This window comes from Burkholderia sp. S171 (assembly GCF_009766085.1).
GTDB lineage: Bacteria > Pseudomonadota > Gammaproteobacteria > Burkholderiales > Burkholderiaceae > Caballeronia.
Map to the genome: position 1 here is coordinate 84,644 of NZ_LMUF01000011.1, position 16,033 is coordinate 100,676.

Below are 16,033 nucleotides of genomic sequence, written 5' to 3' on the forward strand. Positions count from 1 at the left end.
AGGGGTTTTTATATGAAGCGGCAGTTTAACTCGCACGCACAAACTAAAACGCCGTCACCTTGGTGACGGCGTGGATTCTTGACCGCGCAGACAGGTTATTGCTTCTTCTTTTTATCTGTCGACTTGGTTGATTTCGAGGTTTTCGTTACCGCCTCGGGTTTGACCGCTTTGGACGGTGCGTTGAATTTTTCAGTTACGCGCGTCACCTTGGCCGGAGCGCTGGCCTTGCCGCCACGCGTCGTGCTCTTCGATTCCGGCACGTGCGTGCCGATCTTCGTCACGCCGCCCCTGTTCCGGCTCGACGCAGCCACCGTTTCCACGCGCACCGGACCGGGTTCAGCCGGCACAGCCTGCCCGACCGGCACGTGCAGCACGATCAACTGACCGGGCATGACGGAATCGCGGTGCGTACGATTCCAGCTTTTAACCTGCGAGATCGACACGTTGTAGCGATCGGCGAAAGTCGACATGGATTGCGCGCGGCGAACGCGGATCAACATCTTGCGGGTATCGGGAACGTCCGGTTCAACCGCCAGCATGGCGCTTTCGGCGACGTCGGCGCTGATGTCCTCGTCGTCGTCGTCGCTACGCGGCACTACGATGGTCGAGCCCGCTTTCAACCGCATACCCGCCGGAATGCGGTTCACCGACATCAGCGTGTCCGCGTCCACACCAATTTTCTGCGCGATGACCGCGGGCGTTGCCCGTTCACTCACCGTATAAGTCGTCCACGACGACAACTGCCCCGAATACGATTTCAGATTCTTCTGGAAAGCGCTGGCGTTATCGAAGGGAAGCAAAATCTGCGGACTCGTTGCGCCGAGAATCACCGGCTTCGCAAACGACGGATTAAGCGAGCGGAACTCCTCCACCGTCATGCCCGCGAGCTTGGCGGCCATCGTCACGTCCATGTCGCGCGACGTGGTGACCGTCACGAAATACGGGTGATTCGGAATGTCCGGAAGCGTCAGCCCGTACATTTGCGGATTGGCGACGATGTTCTTCACCGCCTGCAGCTTCGGCACGTAGTTGCGCGTCTCGTTTGGCATCCGCAGGCTTTGATAGTCCGTCGGCAAGCCCATCGCCTCGTTTTTGGCGATCGCCTTCTGCACATTGCCCTCGCCCCAGTTGTACGCGGCGAGCGCTAAGTCCCAGTCGCCGAACATATCGTGGAGGCGCGAAAGATAGTCGAGCGCCGCGCTGGTCGACGCCAGCACGTCGCGCCGCTCATCCTGAAACATGTTCTGTTTGAGGTTGTAGTCGCGGCCCGTGCCCGGCACGAACTGCCACATGCCGGCGGCCTTCGCGACCGATAACGCTTGCGGGTTATAGGCCGATTCGATAAACGGCAGCAACGCGAGTTCGGTCGGCATGTGCCGCTGCTCGAGTTCCTCGACGATGTGATACAGGTATTTTTGCGAGCGGCCAGTCATGCGCTCGACGTAATCCGGCCGTTGCGCGTACCAGTTGACCTGCATGTCGACCAGGTCGCTTTGCAGATCAGGAATCTGGAAACCACGGCGGATACGGCCCCACAAATCGCTGTCAGGTCCGCTCAGTGAATCGAGCGACGTCTTGTCGACGTTGATCGTTTCCTTGGCGGCGGCAGTTCTGCGGATGGCGTCTGCTACGGTCTGCTGATTTTGCGCTGAAGGGAGGGAAGAAAGGGAATTGGTCGCTGTCGGGCCCTGGCTGGCACATGCAGCCAAAGTCAGGACGAGGAGCGCACTTAAAATCAATCGCATGAACGTCTCGGATTCCAAAAAATGTGCTTGGAAATTTGGACCCGATAGTACGGAACCGCACTCATCACGTCAATATAAATGCCAAAAAACACTGCAAAATCCGGGGCCTGCAATGGTTTTCAACGTTTCAGATGAAGATAACCGCAGGCCGGCACGGGTTAGCGAAATTTATCCTTCCAGCCGCGCAACAGTGTGAAGGCGTCGAGCCGGTCTCGCACCGGGCGCTCGAACTGCGCGGCAAGCGTCGTCTGCACGCTTTTTTCGCTGACACGGAGGAACGGGTTTGCGTTCCGTTCGTGAAGGAGCGTGGTCGGAATGGTCGGCTGCTTGCGCTCGCGCAAGCCCTCTGCCTCCTTCTGCCATTGCGCCAGCGCCAGGTTATCCGGCTCGGCCGCGCGGGCAAAACGGATATTCGACAGCGTATATTCGTGGGCGCAATGAACCAGCGTGGCGTCGGGGAGCGCGGCAAGCGCATCGAGTGAATTGAGCATTTGTTGCGGCGTGCCTTCGAACAAACGGCCGCAACCGCTTGCGAACAAGGTGTCGCCGCAAAAAAGATGCGGCGTGCCTTCCGGGTCACCTGGCTGGAAGTACGCTATATGTCCCGCGGTATGGCCAGGCACGTCGATAACCGAGCATTCCAGCGCCGGACTCGCGATACTGACGTGATCGCCCTGCTTCACGCGCCGCGTTAGATGGTCGATAGCCTCGCCAGCCGGGCCGATCACCGGAATTTCCCCGTCGGCTGATTGGCTAACGAGCAGTTTTGCGACGCCGCCGACGTGGTCGTGGTGGTGGTGCGTGAGTAAAATAGCGGTTAGCCGCCAACCGCGTTTCGTCAAATAGGCTTCGACGGGCGCGGCGTCGCCAGGATCGACCACGACGGCATTGTGACCGTCCGACACCAGCCAGATGTAGTTGTCTTCGAACGCCGGAACCGGCACGTACTCAAGCGTTTTCATAAGGCGACTCACCCGAACATGTCAGAGCGAACAATTATAGACTGGCCCGCCTGGACACTCTCCGCGCCCGGCCGCTATGTGCTGGAGTGGGAGCAGGCACAGCTCGACCGCGTGGTGTCGGATATCTTCGGCTATCACGCGCTGCAACTCGGCCTGCCCGGGCTCGACGCGTTGCGCGAGAATCGCATGCCGTATCGAGGCCTCGTGCTCGATACCGCCAGCGCCGCCAGTGCGCCCTTCACGCTGCCCCCGCCGGTTTCGCCTGACGCGCGGCCGGGCGTGACATCGCTGCCGTCGGCGAGCCGCGGTCTGCACGCGCCCGAGGGACGCAGCGCCGTGTGGTGCGACCTGCTCGACTTGCCGTTCGAAGCGCAGAGCGTCGATCTGCTGGTCATGCCGCATACGCTGGAATTCACGAGCGACCCGCATCGGTTGCTCAGGGAAGCTGAACGCGTGCTGGTGCCTGAAGGACAGTTGATCATCCTGGGATTTAATTCCCTGAGCCTGTGGGGGGCGCGGCAATCGCTCGGCAAGGTTGCGGGCAAGCCGTTCGTCCCGTCCGCACACGAAATGATCGCGTTCACGCGGATCAAGGACTGGATCAAGCTGCTCGGATTCGACCTTGAACGCGGACGCTTCGGCTGCTATCGTCCGCCTCTCTTGACCGAACAGTGGCTGGCGCGATATCAGTTCATGGAAGCCGCCGGCGACCGCTGGTGGCCCATTTTTGGCGCCGCCTACATGATCACAGCGATCAAGCGCGTGCGCGGCATGCGCTTGATCGGGCCGCGCAAGCTGAAAAAACCAGCCCTCGCACCGGGCCTCGCCCCGGTCGCCACGCCGCATACACGCAACGAGCATTGATGACCTTAGATACCACAGACAAAGTAATCGACATTTATACCGACGGTGCCTGCAAAGGCAATCCCGGCCCCGGCGGCTGGGGTGCACTTCTGCGTTTCGGCGATCAGGAAAAGGAATTGTTCGGCGGCGAAACGCCGACGACCAATAACCGCATGGAGCTCATGGGCGTGATTTCAGCGCTCGAAGCGCTCAAGCGGCCGTGTCGCGTGGTTATTCATACGGACTCGCAATATGTCCAGAAGGGCATTAGCGAATGGATCCACGGCTGGAAAAAGAAGAACTGGATGACGGCGGCGAAAACACCCGTCAAGAACGCGGATCTCTGGAAGCGGCTCGATGCGCTGGTGGTCCAGCATCAGATTGAATGGCGCTGGGTGAAAGGTCATTCGGGCCATCCGGAAAACGAACGCGCCGACGCGCTCGCGAATCGCGGCGTCACTTCACTCGCCGAAGGTTAATTCTTATCTCTATGCGCCAACTCGTACTCGATACCGAAACCACCGGCCTCAACGCCCGCACGGGCGACCGTATTATTGAAATCGGCTGCGTCGAGCTTGTGAATCGACGGCTCACCGGCAATAACCTGCACTTCTACGTGAATCCCGGACGCGACAGCGATCCGGGCGCGCTGGCGGTGCACGGCCTGACGACGGAATTCCTCAGCGATAAACCCAAGTTCGCCGATATCGCCGCCGAGTTGCGCGACTTCGTCGCGGGCGCAGAGTTGATCATTCACAACGCGCCGTTCGACGTCGGTTTCATGGACGTGGAGTTCGGTCTGATCGGCATGTCTGGCGTGAAGGAAGTGTGCGGCGGCGTGATCGACACGCTGGTGCAGGCGAAGCAGATGTTCCCCGGCAAGCGCAATTCACTCGATGCGTTGTGCGACCGGTTCGGTATTAGCAACGCGCATCGGACGCTGCATGGCGCCCTGCTCGACTCCGAATTGCTGGCAGAAGTTTACCTGGCGATGACGCGCGGCCAGGAAAGCTTGGTGATCGATATGCTCGGAGAGACGCAGGCGATGGGTGAAGGCCATGCGCCGCGTATCTCTCTCGACGATTTGCAGTTGCCGGTGCTGGTGGCGTCGGAGGAAGAACTGAGCGCGCATCTCGCCGTCCTCGATGATCTCGACAAGGCGGTCAAGGGGACGAGCGTGTGGCGAATCGAGACGGTGATCGCGGTCGAGGTAGCGGCGGGATCCTGATCCAGGCAATACGATTATTGAAGCGCTCAAAGATTCGCTTTACGAAATCCAGAAGCTCTGACATAATCCAAAGCTCTTCGGGTGGTTAGCTCAGCGGTAGAGCACTGCCTTCACACGGCAGGGGTCACAGGTTCAATCCCTGTACCACCCACCAGGATTTCGCGGTTGAGTTTGCATCGCGTTGAAAAAGGCCCTCAGGCAAATGCTTGAGGGCCTTTTTCTTTGTGCCAGAGATTCCGAATTTTTGCCTCTAGGGCGAAGAAGAGGCGAGAGCGGAAATCACCCCAGACACAGTGACTACCATCTGCTAATTTCCCACCGCGAAAGCGAGTCATAGCCATACGCTCATACGTCATCACGGCACCGGGTGAAACGACGAGCGCCGCCAAGTTAATCCGATTTGAACTGCGACCAGATAACCGTGGAAGAACCGCCCTCGCGCGGTCCATTTGATAATAGTTGATAAGTGGCATACCATCGAAATCGACATTTTGAGGGCACAGCCATGATTAGCGCAGACCTTGGGCAGCAACTTGAGGGGTACATCGCCAAGCTGGTCGAGACGGGCCGCTACGGCTCGAAAAGCGAAGTCTTACGCGAAGGCGTGAGGCTCATTCAGGACCGCGAGACACAGCTTGCCGCGCTGGATGCTGTGATCGGACGCGGCATCGCCGATTCCGACGCGGAGCGGGGCAAGCCCGCCGAGGAAGTGTTCGACCGGCTCGAAGCAAAGTATCGGGCGATGGTGAACGACAAGCCATGAAAGTTCGCATTTTGCCCGCCGCGGAGGCCGAGGTTGAGGCCATCGGCGATTACGTCGCCCGAGACAATCCGCGCCGCGCCGTGAGCTTCGTGCGGGAACTGCGAGACAAGTGCTTGAGCCTTGTCGACATGGCGCTCGCCTTCCCACTCGTGCCGCGCTACGAGGATCTTGGCGTGCGGCACCGGGTTCACGGCAGCTACCAGATTTTCTATCGCGTCGTGGGCCAGCCCGCCGAGCGGATCGACGTGATTCATATACTGCACGGCGCGCGCAACTACGGCGCGATCCTCTTTCCGTAGATCGGCAGGAGCCGCCTTGACGGCAGCGCCGCCAAGCGTTCTACGGACTGCCTGTCGGGTTATTTGAACACCCTAAAGGTTTGTGTCACAACTTCGCCAACAGCTTCGTTCGACATGACGTCAAACGACAAGCCTCCGTGAACGGCGGCTCGGCGAAGAAACCTTCCCACCGCACATGCGCAAGCACCGCTGCGATCAACCCCTAAACGCAGGCCAATCGCTCATATCAGTTGGACCTTTGATGCGCGCAAGCGGAAAAGTCTCGTTTTCGCGCAGCGTCTCCACTTGCCCGTCGCCGAGAAAGTGCACCGCATGACGCTCGCCGAGCACCGTGCCATGTGTACCATCGGAATACAAAGCCGACCCCTCAGGCAACGCCAACACCTGCTCCGGTGCATTAATCGCGAGAAACTCCGCAAGGCGCTCCTCACGGCTTTCGCCGTTATACCCAACCGGCTTACCGCCAATGAAGTGGGGGTTGACCTGGAACGGTATAAGTCCGAGCGCGCGCAGCGTCGGCGGCTGGACAACGGGCATGTCGTTAGTGGTACGGATAGTCGGACTCGCTACATTGCTTCCAGCGCTCCATCCCATGTAGGGCGTACCCGCCATCACCTTCGCGCAAATCGCATCGATAATGCCGGCATCGTAGAGTCGCTTGAGCAGCGCGAACGTGTTGCCGCCTCCGATCGCGATAGCCTCCGCCTGTTCTATCGCCGCAAGCGGGTTATCGCTGCGATGAATCGATTCGAGCGAATAACCAAGGCGGTCAAACGCCGGCTTGACCTGATCTTCGTAGTTATCGAAGCTGAACGTGACTGCCGCGAACGGTACAAACAACACCTTCCGCGGCTCATGCTTCAACACCATGTGAATCTGCTCGCTGGCATGTTCCAGATAACCGAGCTGGTCCTTGCGCGAGCTGCTCATCAAAAGAACGCGTTGTGTCATGCCATACACCTCTTAATGACCGCCCGACGCTGACCCAAAACCCTGACCCGAGCTTAGCGCTCGCCCGGATTCAAGCCCCGATGCTTGAACTCTGACGCAACGACGCGTCGAGCGCGCGCGCCGTCTTGCGGTCGCTCTCACTTGCCAGCGCGGCGCGAAAGACAGTTTTGCGATTATGTCCGGCGGCTGCGGGTGAATCCCACAGCAATTCCATCTTCACGCGCGCATCCCGGCCAAACAGACCACGCTTCTTCGGCACGACGGCGACAGCGCCAACGACGCCCTCCACCGCAGCGGAAGAACCATCGGAAACCGCGACTTCACCCATCCCGTCAGGCCATTTCACCGATAACTCCCGCGCATCGTACTGACCAAGTTTGCGGCTTTCGGCCCAGACGACGGCGGTGCGTGTGGTGGTATCGATGGAAATGGCATAGCGGCCGATAGCAAACCGGCGTGCCGCGATATTCGTGCGCCACAGCGCCCGCGGCCGGCAAATCCACAGCACCACGGCATAAAGCGCGGGCGCAACGAGCAGCCAGCCGTTGGTTTCGGCCAGTGCGTGCACGGCGTTTTTCCAGCCGGCAGTCCACGTAAAGAACCCCACCGACCACATCGCGAACAGGAAACTCAGCAGCGCGAGCAGCCGCAAGGCTTGCCGCAACCATTGCGGCAGCGGATGCAGCGGCCGTTCCGCGCGCGCCCGGGCGCCGGGAAGGAACAACAAAAGGAACAAAAGCACGATGGTGACGCAGGCCCACGGCGACGAAGTCATCGCACGCATGGAAGAGAGGTAGCCCATCTGCGACATCGAGAACAACCAGCGCGCGGCCAGCACGAGTCCGATCGCCCGCAGCGCGAACACAGTGCCAGCACCGGGTGCCGGGCTCGCGCTACTCAGCTTCGTTCTCGCCAAAACTTCGCTCCTGTTCACAACTGTCCTTTTAGCCCGGTAAGCGCGGTAAGTTCCTCCCGTCGCGCAATGCGATTTTAAAGAGACTTCCGCGCCCATCCACACGTTCGCGCCAATGCTGCATTGCATTTCACGAGGCCCGCACATTATAGGGAGAATGTCGAAAACGGCATCGGCCCGGTATGCTCACCCGACGATAACGCGTGAAGCTTGCCCCCACAGTGTGTCAAAACAACAACGCCCCGCGCGCCTGACGGCGCACGGGGCGTTGTTTTCGCTCAATCAGCAAGCCAGCGGCAAGTTAGCAATCAGGCGGCGTCCGCAAGATCACTATCGAACGTAAAAATCAGCTCGCGTTGACTTCGCGCAGAACGGTACGGCGCTTGGCGCGCAGCAGTTCTTCGTACGTTTGAACATAACGCGCGGCCATGACCTTCGACGAAAAACGCGTTTCGAACGCCTGACGCACCTTGGCGCGCGGCAGCGTGTCGAGGCGTTTCACTGCAGCGATCGCGCTCAGTTCGTCTTCCACGACAAAACCCGACACGCCGTTTTCGATCACTTCCGGCACCGAACCGCGGTTGAACGCGATCACAGGCGTGCCGCAAGCCATGGCTTCGATCATTACCAAGCCAAACGGCTCCGGCCAGTCGATCGGGAACAGCAACGCGTGCGCGTTGCCGAGGAATTCGGTCTTCTGCGACTCACTGATCTCGCCAATGTACTCAACATGCGGCAGCGCGAACAACGGCTTGATCTGCTCTTCGTAGTAAGCGCGATCGGCGTTATCGATTTTTGCCGCGATCTTGATCTTCATGCCCGCTGCGCCGGCAATACGGATTGCCCGGTCGACACGCTTTTCCGGCGAAATGCGGCCGAGGAACGCGAGGTAGCCCGGTTGAACATTCGGAATCGGCTTGAGCAGGTTTTCCGGCAGGCCGTGATAAACGGTTGAGAGCCAGTTGGCTTGCGGCAACGGCTGACGCTGGTTGTCGGAGATCGACACGACCGGCGCTTCGTTGAACGTGCTGAAGATCGGCTGCAGTTCCGGCAGGTCAAGACGGCCGTGCATGGTCGTCAGGAACGGCACTGGCTGGCGCGAGAACAGCGAGAACGGGTAGTAGTCGATGTGAAAATGCAGCACGTCGAATTCGTCAGCGCGGCGGCGCACTTCTTCCAGCAACAGCATGTGGGGCGCCATCGTGTCGCGGATGGTCGGGTCGAGGCGCAGCGCCTGCGGCCAGAAGGCTTCGAGCTTCGCCGACGTTTGCGAATCACCGCTCGCGAACAAAGTGACGTCATGACCGGCCTCAACCAGCGCTTCAGTCAGATAGGACACCACGCGCTCCGTGCCGCCATAGAACTTGGGGGGGACGGCTTCGTGAAGAGGCGCGATTTGAGCGATTCGCATGTCTGAAACTCCTAATAATGTCAGGCAAAATTGATGCGCTTGGCATCGGTCGTTAAATCAAGCGAATCGCCCTACCCGGATTCGGCACGGTGCTGGTGTCTCCAGCTGAATGGCCGATAGCACGAGAAAAAAATCGCGATGCTTCGCTGTTTGCTTGGGTGTTGCTGCTGCTATGGGTGTTGGGCGTTTGATTCAGAGCGTGATCAGGCTGAGCAAGATCAATTCCATCTCGTAAATGCAACGCACCCAGCAATAAACGCACAACCTGCGGAGCCGTTGACCGGAACCTACATTAACCTGTCAAAACGCCTAAGGGGAAACCCGGAGTGAAGTATCGCCGTTTTTACAAGGTTTCCAAGCTTACATTTCAACTTATTTAGGTTGTTACACCGTCGATACACTTTGCAAGCCCTTGTTTATCAAGGCTGTTCTACGCTGATCGAGTTGACTCAAACCCATGGACTCGAACCGGTCGCAGCCACGCTCCAGATGCCAACGGGCTGCGACATCTTCCAAATCCGGCCACGCTATGGCTATCGATTGACGCTGGATTTGCCATTAGCGGCGCTATCCCGGTAGCGGGACCGCGACGTGCTTTCCCTTGTCAAAGGCGTAGCTAACAGTTCAAGCTCGTTCATATCGAGGCACTGTGAACGGCATCGGGCGGAACGTGGAAGGTGCAAGACGCGTCTCCAATGGGCATCGATTGCCCTGTTCAGACGACGCACTTTTGCTGAAAATCAGTTCTGGCTGATGGAAATGCACCACGGAAAGCATTATGCGAGACGATTTGGCTCGCTACACTCGCTACAATTCAGCAATCGATGCTGCACGCTATTTGGTAAGCCATTGCCTTGCTGGCCAGACGCGCCGCGCTTGGGCGACCCACGGCGAAGCATCGCGCTCAACCGCTCTACTCGACCGAAACCGACCATTGGACCAACTCACCGTCTCTCAGCGTAACGTGCACAACGCGAAGCTAGCGAGCTATGCAAATCGCCCGTTGGCCTTCCTGTTCCGTTACATCCGCCGGCATCCGGTCGCGCACACCATCGTGCTGGTCAGTGTGCTGTCTGCTGTCGGCTGCGCGCTCGCCTCGCAGTACGCGATCAAACACCTGATCGACGTACTCGGCCAAGGCCGCGGCCATCCTGGCCCGCTTTGGGCTGCCTTCATGATCCTCGTCGGCCTGATTGCTGCCGACAACATGCTGTGGCGAGTCGGCGGCTGGGTCGGCGCGCACGCATTCGTCGTGGTGACGGGCGACTTGCGGCGCGACCTGTTTTCCTACCTCAGCGGCCATTCGCCCACGTACTTCTCGGAGAAGCAGCCCGGCATGCTCGCAAGCCGGATCACGGCGACATCGAATGCGATTTACACCGCCGAGAACACCATGGCGTGGAACGTGTTGCCGCCGTGCATCGCGGTGGTCGGCGCAATTGTGATGATCGTCGCGGTGAATCCGCTGATGGCCGGCTGCCTGATGCTTGCCTCGGCCATTCTCGCGCTGGTGCTGTACCGCCTCGCCGGACGCGGCTCCGCGCGGCATCATACGTTTGCCACAAAAGCGGCATCGGTTGACGGCGAACTGGTCGATGTGATCGGCAACATGGCGCTTGTACGTGCATTCGGTATGACGTTTCGCGAGCAAAAGCGCTTCGGCTCGACGGTCAAGGCCGAAATGGTCGCGCGTCAGCAAAGCTTGCTGTATCTCGAGAAGCTGCGGCTGTTCCATGCCGTCGTGACCGCCATTCTCTCGGCCGGATTGCTTGGCTGGGCGTTGTGGTTGTGGTCGAAAGGGAGAGCAACCTCCGGCGATATCGTGCTGGTCAGCTCACTCGGTTTCACGATTCTTCACGGCACCCGCGATCTGGCTGTTGCGCTCGTGGATGTCACGCAGCACGTCGCGCGTCTGGCGGAAGCCGTGCAGACGCTGCTGGAACCACACGGCATGCCCGATCGGTCCGACGCAACGGAGCTCGTGCCGCAAGGCGGGCGAGTTGACTTCGAGGAAGTCACGTTCGCGTATCCGCGCCGCCGGCCAATTCTCGATAAATTCAACCTGCACATCGAGCCGGGTCAGCGCGTCGGGCTGATCGGCAAGTCGGGCGCCGGGAAATCCACCGTGCTTGCGCTGTTGCAACGCTTCTACGAACCGCAGGGCGGCTCCATCAAGGTCGACGGGCAGGATATCTCGCTGATCACGCAGGACAGCCTGCGGATGTCGATTGCGCTCGTCCCGCAGGATATTTCGCTGTTCCACCGGACGGTGTACGAGAACATTGCGTATGGCCGCCCGGACGCGTCGCGAGAAGAAGTGCTCGCCGCCGCCCGCGAGGCGCGATGCTCGGACTTTATCGACGCCATGCCGGAAGGGTTCGACACAATCGTGGGCGACCGCGGCGTGAAGTTGTCGGGCGGACAGCGTCAGCGCATTGCCATCGCGCGCGCGATCCTGAAAAACGCGCCCATCCTGCTGCTCGATGAAGCCACGTCGGCGCTCGATAGTTCGTCGGAAGAAGCGATCCAGCAGGCGCTCGACCGGCTGATGGTCGGCCGCACGGTGATTGCGATTGCGCACCGGTTGTCGACGCTGCAAGGCTTCGACCGGATTATCGTGATGAGCGCCGGCAAGGTGATCGACGACGGTTCGCCGGATCAGTTGCGCAACCGGCCGGGGTTGTATCGGGAACTGCTGTCCAAGCAGCACGGCAAGTTGCCGCCCGCGACCATGCCCTCGCAACAACTGGCGGCGAAGGCTGAATCGACCTGAGCCTGATTGAGGCCCGACTCGCGCGACTCACCGCAAAGCGATAAAAAAAGCCGCTTCGGATCCATCAGACCGAAGCGGCTTTTTTACGCCTGCAGATCGCGCATGAAATTGTCTCGCCAGACGGAGACGTTGTTCTCGCGAAGCTGGGCGAACATGTCCGTGTACCGGACCTGCCGCTCTTTCAATGGCATCGCGAGGGCCGTGGCCAGCGCGTCCGCCATGCCGGCGATATCGAGCGGATTCACAATCAGCGCACCGTTCAATTCCTGCGCCGCGCCCGCGAATTGCGACAGGACCAGCACGCCGGGATCGTCAGGATCCTGCGCCGCCACGTACTCCTTGGCGACCAGGTTCATGCCGTCGCGCAACGGCGTGACGAACCCCACATGCGACGCGCGAAACAACGCGGCGAGCACGGGCCGCTCATATTGCCGATGGATATAGCGGATCGGCGTCCAGTCGAGCTCCGCGTACCGTCCGTTGATACGCCCGGATTCCGCTTCGAGTTGCAGCCGGATGTCCTTGTACGTATCCATATCGGCGCGTGTAGGCGGCGCGATCTGCACGAACGACACGTTGTTGCGCTGCGCCGGCTGATGTTCCAGCAGCTTTTCGAACGCACGAAAGCGCTCGACCAGGCCCTTCGAATAATCGAGCCGGTCGACGCTCATGATCAGCTTGCGGTCGCGCAGCGTCGTCTTGACGGTCTGCACTTCGCGCCCGCTTTCACCGTCTTTGGCGAGCAAGGCAATTTCATCGGGATAAACGCCGATCGGATAAGCCGCCGCCCGCAGCGTCTTGCCAAACGCGCTCACCGCATTCGGTTCGCCAGCGATGCGTACGACCGAGCCATTCGCCTCCGTCTCGATGTAATCGCAAAACGCGCGCAAGTCAGGCGCCGTCTGGAAACCGAGCAGGTCGAAGGAGCACAGCGCCTCGACCAGCACGCGATGGCGCGGCACGCTAAGCAGAACCTGCGTCGCCGGAAACGGAATGTGCAGGAAAAAGCCGATGCGGTTCGTCACGCCCTCATCACGCAATGCCTGGGCGAACGGAATCAGGTGATAGTCGTGAACCCAGATGACGTCGTCGGCTTTCAGCAGCGGCGCCAGTTGCTTCGCGAGCCAGCGGTTCACGCGGCAATAACCATCGAATTCATCGCGGTCGAACTGGATCAGATCCGGCCGATAGTGAAACGCCGGCCACAACGTGGCGTTCGAAAAGCCGCGGTAGTACTGGTCGTAGTCGCGTTGCGCCAGACCGATGGTCGCGAACGTCACCCGGCCGCGCTCCTCCAGCGTGATGCCCTCGGGTGGCTCCGCGACCACGTCGCCGCTCCAGCCGAACCACATGCCGCCGGTTTCCTTGAGCGCGTCGTAGACACCGACCGCCAGACCGCCCGCCGCCGGGCCGCCTTCGGAGATCGGCGCGACCCGGTTCGAAACAATGATCAGCCTGCTCACGAACGCGTTCCTTTAGAACCCTCTACACTTTCAGTTCCCGCAATCCGCTGCAGCCAGTCGAGCAGCGCGCCCACCGATTCCACCCGCGAATGGGCGAGCGTGTCGCCCGCGCCGACCTTGATCGACACCCCGTTGCGCTCGTTTACCACCGCGAAGCCTTTCTCGTCCGTCAGGTCATCGCCGATAAACACCGGCCGGCGGCCCGCGAACGGCGGCTCATTCAGGAAAGCGACCACCGCGCGGCCTTTATCGACGTCCTTCGGCTTGATTTCATAGACCATCTTGCCGGGTTGCAGCACGTAGGCATCGGCGTACTGGGCGACCAGCTTCTCGGTCGCTTCGCGCGCCGCCGCGCCGCGCTCAGGCGCATTCCGATAATGCAGCGCCAGCGCCGCGCCCTTGATCTCCAGCAGCGTGCCGGGATTGGCCTTCACCACGCCTTCGAGCACGTGTTCCATGCGCAGCAGGCGCTCGTCGTTGAAACCAACGCGATGGACATCCGCGTTCGAATCGCGCCGCTCAGCGCCGTGCAAACCTGCCACGGGGAGATCGGGCATGGAAAGAAACGCGTCGATGCTGTCAATCCCGCGCCCCGACACAATCGCGACCGCACCGTTGGTCGCGCGACGCAATGCGTTGAGGATGGCCGGGACGACTGGCTGCACGCTCACGCCGTCCGGCGTGGGCGCTAGCTCAACAAGCGTGCCGTCGAAATCGAAGAAAAAAGCGGTGGTGGCGAGCGGAAAATTGTCTGGGAGGTTTTGCATCTATATCTGCCTTTCAGCCGGAGAAGGACCGGAAAAGTGTGCGCATGTTACCGCGCTTTGTAACCCCGCTTTGTAACCCGTCTGGGAAAGCGGCGTTGGACGCTTCGTTGCACGCTCGCGCGGCAAGCCAACGCCCGATGCCACGTCCACGTATCAAGAACATATCAGGCACGTCTCAAGCAGCTTTCAAACCTGGTTCGACTAACTTTCAACCCTACCTGGTGGCCCTGCGGCATAACGCCCCAGCCCCATTCCGGCGCGGCTGTACGCCCGGCGTAAGGTTCTATTCTGAGATAGAGTCGGCACCCGGATGGCTTCCCGGACAGTTCCTTGCTAATCCGTCCGCGTTGCTGCCTTGATGCACCCTACCCTCATCCGAGTTGCAAAATGTCTTCCTGGTTCAGTTTTCAACCCAAGGGCGGGTTCGCCGCACTGCTCACCGCCCTGATCCTGAGCGCCGGCCTCGCTGCGTGCTCCCGCCCTGATACAACACCCTGGAAACTGACCGATGTCAGCGGCCATCTGCCCGACCTGGATTTCAAGCTCACCGACGATACCGGCAAGCCCGTCACCGGTCAGTCGTTCCTGGGCCAGACCACGCTGGTGTACTTTGGCTACACCCACTGCCCGGACGTGTGTCCGGAGACCATGGCACGGCTGATGCAAGTCATGCAGCAACTTGGACCCGATGCTAAAAACACGCGCATTGTCTTTATTACCGTCGATCCCGCCCGCGATACCGCGGCCGCACTCCACGACTACGTGCGCGCGTTCGACGCGCAGCACGCGGTTGGACTGACCGGCACGGACGGCGCGATCGAAAGCATTGCCAAGCGGTACAGGGTGGCTTATCAAATGGAGAAACGCGATCCTTCCGGCGCGTACGACGTCACGCATAGTTCGGCCGTCTATATCTTCGATAACCACGGCCACGCGCGCCTGCTTGCCACCGAGAGCGATTCCATCGATACGATCACGCACGACCTGCGCCGCGTGATCGACTCGACCGATTCCTGAGGTCACTCATTCACTACCGGGCTTAGCATTACCGTCAACATGTCCTCGATTCTCTACTGGCTCGATCCGTGGGAGCCTTCGCCCACCGTCGTGATCGCTGTGCTGATCGCGGCCGTGTTGTTCGCCCGCGGCGCGAAAAAAGCACACGTGTCGCTCGCGCGGCACCTGTCGTTCTGGTTCGGCCTGACTGCGCTCTACGTCGCGCTGCATACCCGGCTCGACTACTTCTTCGAGCATGAATTCTTCATGCATCGGCTGCAGCATCTGGTGCTGCATCACCTTGGGCCGTTTTTCATTGCGCTCTCGTATCCGGGCGCGGCGATGCGGGCCGGCATTCCGTTCACCTGGCGGCAACGCTGGCTCAAGCCTGCGCTTAATACGGCCCCCGCGCGCATTGTGTTCAAGGTGATTTTTCATCCGGTCGTCGCGGTGACGCTGTTTGTCGGGCTGATCTATTTCTGGCTGCTTTCGCCGATCCACTTCAAGGCGATGCTCGATTGGCGGTTGTACCGCGTCATGAACTGGAGCATGGTGATCGACGGCCTGCTGTTCTGGTGGCTTGTGCTCGATTCGCGCCCGGCTCCTCCCGCGCGACTCGCGCCCGGGCGGCGCATCCTGATCGTGATTGCCGCCATCCCGCCGCAGATCATGCTCGGCGCGTACATTTTCTTCACGCCGCACGAGCTTTATCCAATCTATTCCATTTGCGGACGCGCCTTCACCTGGATCAGCCCAATGCGTGATCAGCAGATCGGCGGTTTGTTGCTGTGGATTCCCGGTTCGATGATGAGCGTGATCGGCGCATTGATCGCGATGCGGCACTGGCTCAGGTTATCGACACGGCAACGGCTGGTGCAGCAGCGGGCGCGGGCCGAACTGCTGACGGTTTAACAGCGCG

Annotated in this window: 15 protein-coding genes and 1 tRNA gene; 9 read left to right on the plus strand and 7 right to left on the minus strand. The window is 60.3% G+C overall.

Annotated elements, in window-relative coordinates; genetic code table 11:
• Window positions 1-95: 95 nt before the first annotated feature.
• On the minus strand, window positions 96-1,745 hold the full coding sequence (locus GSQ93_RS08000) for a transglycosylase SLT domain-containing protein (RefSeq protein ID WP_158935104.1): 1,650 nt from the start codon (window positions 1,743-1,745) through the stop codon (window positions 96-98).
• Between the two features lie 158 nt (window positions 1,746-1,903).
• Entirely contained in the window at window positions 1,904-2,707 is an 804-nt protein-coding gene (gene gloB, locus GSQ93_RS08005; protein WP_158935106.1) for a hydroxyacylglutathione hydrolase, read from the minus strand.
• Between the two features lie 18 nt (window positions 2,708-2,725).
• On the opposite strand from gloB, the gene GSQ93_RS08010 reads away from it, so the two are divergent.
• From GSQ93_RS08010 to GSQ93_RS08035, 6 genes are all read left to right on the plus strand, one after another.
• Window positions 2,726-3,571, plus strand: coding sequence for a class I SAM-dependent methyltransferase (locus GSQ93_RS08010; protein ID WP_158935107.1), 846 nt, complete (start codon window positions 2,726-2,728; stop codon window positions 3,569-3,571).
• Entirely contained in the window at window positions 3,571-4,029 is a 459-nt protein-coding gene (gene rnhA / locus GSQ93_RS08015; RefSeq protein WP_089159174.1) for a ribonuclease HI, read from the plus strand. The genes GSQ93_RS08010 and rnhA overlap by 1 nt, the downstream gene beginning before the upstream one ends.
• 11 nt (window positions 4,030-4,040) lie before the next feature.
• A complete protein-coding gene (gene dnaQ / locus GSQ93_RS08020) occupies window positions 4,041-4,778 on the plus strand; it encodes a DNA polymerase III subunit epsilon (RefSeq protein WP_158935108.1) in 738 nt (245 codons plus the stop codon).
• A gap of 79 nt (window positions 4,779-4,857) precedes the next feature.
• Window positions 4,858-4,932, plus strand: a tRNA-Val gene (locus GSQ93_RS08025).
• Window positions 4,933-5,283: 351 nt separating this feature from the next.
• Complete coding sequence (locus tag GSQ93_RS08030) at window positions 5,284-5,541, plus strand: type II toxin-antitoxin system ParD family antitoxin (RefSeq protein ID WP_158935110.1); 258 nt, start codon at window positions 5,284-5,286, stop codon at window positions 5,539-5,541.
• Window positions 5,538-5,840 carry a type II toxin-antitoxin system RelE/ParE family toxin gene (locus tag GSQ93_RS08035; RefSeq protein ID WP_158935112.1) on the plus strand — a complete coding sequence of 101 codons (303 nt, stop codon included), beginning with the start codon at window positions 5,538-5,540 and terminating at the stop codon, window positions 5,838-5,840. Before GSQ93_RS08030 ends, GSQ93_RS08035 begins: the two co-directional genes overlap by 4 nt.
• A gap of 195 nt (window positions 5,841-6,035) precedes the next feature.
• Here GSQ93_RS08035 and pepE read toward each other — a convergent pair whose 3' ends face one another.
• The 3 genes from pepE to GSQ93_RS08050 all read right to left on the minus strand — a co-directional run bounded on the left by pepE (window position 6,036) and on the right by GSQ93_RS08050 (window position 9,115).
• Window positions 6,036-6,791: a dipeptidase PepE gene (gene pepE, locus GSQ93_RS08040; RefSeq protein ID WP_158935124.1), complete on the minus strand. Its 756-nt coding sequence runs from the start codon at window positions 6,789-6,791 to the stop codon at window positions 6,036-6,038.
• A gap of 70 nt (window positions 6,792-6,861) precedes the next feature.
• Window positions 6,862-7,707 (minus strand): hypothetical protein, encoded by an 846-nt coding sequence (locus GSQ93_RS08045; protein WP_158935126.1) that lies wholly within the window; start codon window positions 7,705-7,707, stop codon window positions 6,862-6,864.
• 343 nt (window positions 7,708-8,050) lie between these two features.
• Window positions 8,051-9,115, minus strand: a complete 1,065-nt coding sequence (locus tag GSQ93_RS08050) for a glycosyltransferase family 4 protein (RefSeq protein ID WP_158935128.1) — start codon at window positions 9,113-9,115, stop codon at window positions 8,051-8,053.
• Window positions 9,116-10,049: 934 nt separating this feature from the next.
• Between GSQ93_RS08050 and GSQ93_RS08055 the strand changes: the two genes are divergently transcribed.
• Window positions 10,050-11,888 (plus strand): ABC transporter ATP-binding protein, encoded by a 1,839-nt coding sequence (locus GSQ93_RS08055; RefSeq protein ID WP_158935129.1) that lies wholly within the window; start codon window positions 10,050-10,052, stop codon window positions 11,886-11,888.
• 83 nt (window positions 11,889-11,971) lie between these two features.
• Here the strand turns inward: GSQ93_RS08055 and otsA are convergent, their stop codons facing one another.
• Both otsA and otsB read right to left on the minus strand, forming a co-directional pair.
• Window positions 11,972-13,351, minus strand: coding sequence for an alpha,alpha-trehalose-phosphate synthase (UDP-forming) (gene otsA / locus GSQ93_RS08060; protein WP_158935131.1), 1,380 nt, complete (start codon window positions 13,349-13,351; stop codon window positions 11,972-11,974).
• Window positions 13,348-14,118, minus strand: coding sequence for a trehalose-phosphatase (gene otsB / locus GSQ93_RS08065; RefSeq protein WP_158935133.1), 771 nt, complete (start codon window positions 14,116-14,118; stop codon window positions 13,348-13,350). The genes otsA and otsB overlap by 4 nt, the downstream gene beginning before the upstream one ends.
• Before the next feature lie 387 nt (window positions 14,119-14,505).
• Between otsB and GSQ93_RS08070 the strand changes: the two genes are divergently transcribed.
• Window positions 14,506-15,135, plus strand: a complete 630-nt coding sequence (locus GSQ93_RS08070) for an SCO family protein (protein ID WP_158935135.1) — start codon at window positions 14,506-14,508, stop codon at window positions 15,133-15,135.
• A gap of 39 nt (window positions 15,136-15,174) precedes the next feature.
• Window positions 15,175-16,026, plus strand: coding sequence for a cytochrome c oxidase assembly protein (locus GSQ93_RS08075; protein WP_158935137.1), 852 nt, complete (start codon window positions 15,175-15,177; stop codon window positions 16,024-16,026).
• Window positions 16,027-16,033 lie beyond the last annotated feature (7 nt).

Bases quoted from the DNA above. Each gene is read 5' to 3' on its own strand.
- GSQ93_RS08035 (WP_158935112.1), top strand. From the start codon at position 5,538: ATGAAAGTTCGCATTTTGCCCGCCGCGGAGGCCGAGGTTGAGGCCATC.
- gloB (WP_158935106.1), bottom strand. From the start codon at position 2,707: ATGAAAACGCTTGAGTACGTGCCGGTTCCGGCGTTCGAAGACAACTAC.
- GSQ93_RS08050 (WP_158935128.1), bottom strand. From the start codon at position 9,115: ATGCGAATCGCTCAAATCGCGCCTCTTCACGAAGCCGTCCCCCCCAAG.
- GSQ93_RS08030 (WP_158935110.1), top strand. From the start codon at position 5,284: ATGATTAGCGCAGACCTTGGGCAGCAACTTGAGGGGTACATCGCCAAG.
- GSQ93_RS08075 (WP_158935137.1), top strand. From the start codon at position 15,175: ATGTCCTCGATTCTCTACTGGCTCGATCCGTGGGAGCCTTCGCCCACC.
- GSQ93_RS08010 (WP_158935107.1), top strand. From the start codon at position 2,726: ATGTCAGAGCGAACAATTATAGACTGGCCCGCCTGGACACTCTCCGCG.
- GSQ93_RS08070 (WP_158935135.1), top strand. From the start codon at position 14,506: ATGTCTTCCTGGTTCAGTTTTCAACCCAAGGGCGGGTTCGCCGCACTG.
- pepE (WP_158935124.1), bottom strand. From the start codon at position 6,791: ATGACACAACGCGTTCTTTTGATGAGCAGCTCGCGCAAGGACCAGCTC.
- rnhA (WP_089159174.1), top strand. From the start codon at position 3,571: ATGACCTTAGATACCACAGACAAAGTAATCGACATTTATACCGACGGT.
- dnaQ (WP_158935108.1), top strand. From the start codon at position 4,041: ATGCGCCAACTCGTACTCGATACCGAAACCACCGGCCTCAACGCCCGC.
- otsB (WP_158935133.1), bottom strand. From the start codon at position 14,118: ATGCAAAACCTCCCAGACAATTTTCCGCTCGCCACCACCGCTTTTTTC.
- GSQ93_RS08000 (WP_158935104.1), bottom strand. From the start codon at position 1,745: ATGCGATTGATTTTAAGTGCGCTCCTCGTCCTGACTTTGGCTGCATGT.